Origin of the sequence: Nocardia wallacei, from assembly GCF_029869545.1 — a bacterium.
Lineage (GTDB): Bacteria > Actinomycetota > Actinomycetes > Mycobacteriales > Mycobacteriaceae > Nocardia > Nocardia wallacei_A.
The window spans coordinates 1-2,486 of sequence record NZ_JARWQD010000192.1 but is presented as its reverse complement, the minus strand read 5'-3'; the positions used below and the strand labels follow the sequence as shown (position 1 = coordinate 2,486).

Genomic DNA, 2,486 nt, shown 5'->3' with positions numbered 1-2,486 from the left:
GTGGTGGCTTCTTTGTGGGGGGTGGCTCCGGGGGCTACTCCATCCCCCTCGGCGCGGGCGGCGGCGGCGCCGCCGTCGGCGGGCCCGCCGGCGCCCGCGTCATGGGCGGGCTCAGGCCCCGATGACCGCGTTCATGATGGTGCCGGCGCTGGTGGCAACGCCGCCGCCGATCATGGCGCCCGCGATCATCTTCGGCGACTCCAGGCCGCCGCCGCTCCACTTCTCCCAGGCGAACTTGCCGCCGCCGTAGGTGACGGCCATGACGCCGGACAGCAGGATGAACCAGGTGAAATACCGCACCAGCTTCATCAGCTTGTCGGCCGCCGGTGGAGTCTCCGGGGTCGGGTTGCCGACCTGAGCCAGCACCGTGCTGTACATATCGTGTGCCGCGGCGAGAACCATGCTCACGTTCGTTGTCCTCTCGGATGCTGAGGTATTGCCGTTGTGAAGCAGTCCGCCCGGATGACGCCGTGGGCGGCGAGAGCATGCAGGTGTAACTCGTCGAACAACATCAATTGAACCGCATCGGCGCCCCCTGCCGGAAGTGGACACACCAACGTCCACACAGCTGATCACGCGACCGAAAACCTCTGTCCCGTTTAGGGACGATTCTTCGGATACGCGTTCACCGCAGGCGCACGGTACGCGACCGGACACCGTGCGCCTCCGAGACGGGTACGACTCGCCGGAAAGTTGCTACAGCGTGGCGGCCAACTCCCGCAGCACCGGCAGGCTCACCGATCCCGCACCCAGCACCACATCGTGAAAGGCCTTGATGTCGAAGCGATCCCCGAGCCGGCGGGCGGCCAGTTCGCGCTGCCGCCGGATCTCCAGCTGGCCGACCTTGTAGGCGACGGCCTGGCCGGGTATGGCGATGTAGCGGTCGACCTCGACGATGATCTCCGAGACCGCGACCGGCGCGTTGGCGACCATGAAATCGACGGCCCGCTGGCGACTCCAGCCCTTGGCGTGCAGGCCGGTGTCGACCACCAGGCGGCACGAGCGCCACGAATCGGCGGCCAGCATCCCGACGCGGGCCAGATCGTCACTGTACAAACCCATCTCGTCGGCGAGGCGCTCGGTGTAGAGCGCCCAGCCCTCCACGAAGGCGGTGTTGGAGAACGACTGGCGCTGGAATCGCGGCAGGTGATCGAGCTCGTTGGCGATGGTCAGCTGCAGGTGATGGCCCGGAATGGCCTCGTGGTAGGCCACCGCGGCGGTCTCGAATCGGCTGCGGCTCTTGGGATCGTGCTGGTTGACGAAGTAGGTACCGGGGCGGGAGCCGTCGGAGGCGGGCGGGAAGTAGTACGCCGCAGGCGCATCCGCGGCCAGGAACTCCGGAACCGGGACGATGTCACAGGATTCGCGCGGCAGCCGCCCGAACCAGTTGGGCATCTCGGCAATTGCGGCGCCGAGGTATCGCCGGGCATCGGCCATGATCTCGTCGCCGTCGCGGTAGCGCAGGTCGGTGTCCTCGCGCAGCCGGGCGAAGATGTCGGCCTGGTCGGTGGTGCCGAACAGCCGGGCGCCCACCTCCGCGTACTCCTCGCGCAGCCGCTCGAGCTCGGCCAGGCCCAGCTCGTGGATCTCGTCGGCGCCCAGGTCGGGCAGCGTGGTGTGATGCAGCAGCAGGCGCCGGTAGATGTCCTCGCCGTCGGCACCCAGCCAGCACAGGCCGGGTTTGTCGTCCGGGCGGGCGGCCGGGAGCAGTTCGTCGGCCAGGACGTCGCGGTAGGTCCGGAACGCCGGGCGGATCACCTCGCGGGCCACCTCGGACAGCGTTGCGCGCCAATCCTTTTCGCCATCCCAGTCGGAGGGCCCGGCGAAGGTGACGAACGGGTCGCTCGCCGGATCGGAGGCCAGGTAGCCGTCGAGCTGGTTGAGCGATCGCTCGATCGTGATCCGGGCCGGGGTGCGCCCCGCGTCGAGTCCGTTGCGGAAACGCCGCACCGCCTGGTCGAGCAGCGTCCCGAACTGCCGGTAGCGCTGCACGAGCGCCAGCGCGTGCTCCGGCTGCGGCGCGTTGACCTGCGGCGCCAGCGTGAGCATCCCGGCGTGCACCCCGTCCATCTGGTCGGAGGCGAGTTCCGTCGGTCGCCACGCGATATGGTCGATCCCGGCCTCCAGCTCGTTGCGCAGCAGGCTGCGAGTGACGCGGTCCTCCGCGGTCAGCCGCTCGGGATCCAGCGCCGTGACCCGCCCCAGCAGCCGCTCCCACGCCGCCTGCAGCCGCCGCTCGGCCTCCTCCGACAGATCCTCGATGCGATCGTCGAAGCGCCGGTCCCCCAGCAGCGGGGGCGCCAGACGGGGCGCCCCCCCGGCCCAGGGCCAGGTGATGTTGGGGCGCGAGGACGAGGTGGACATGGAAGCCGGACTGACCAGGCTGCTCATCATCGAGCCGCCGGTGGATGCCACGCCGCCGAGCAGCGACCCGGCCTGCTGCACGCCGCTGGCGATCGGGGCGGCCGAGGCCGCGGGCGTGGTGG

2 protein-coding genes are annotated in these 2,486 nt (G+C 70.0%); both read right to left on the bottom strand.

Annotation, left to right across the window (positions count from 1 at the left end; all coding sequences use genetic code 11):
• Nucleotides 1-111: 111 nt before the first annotated feature.
• Nucleotides 112-402, bottom strand: coding sequence for a hypothetical protein (locus QH290_RS15930; RefSeq protein WP_280261582.1), 291 nt, complete (start codon nt 400-402; stop codon nt 112-114).
• Between the two features lie 294 nt (nt 403-696).
• Complete coding sequence (locus QH290_RS15925; protein WP_280383621.1) at nt 697-2,364, bottom strand: DUF885 domain-containing protein; 1,668 nt, start codon at nt 2,362-2,364, stop codon at nt 697-699.
• Nucleotides 2,365-2,486: the final 122 nt, after the last annotated feature.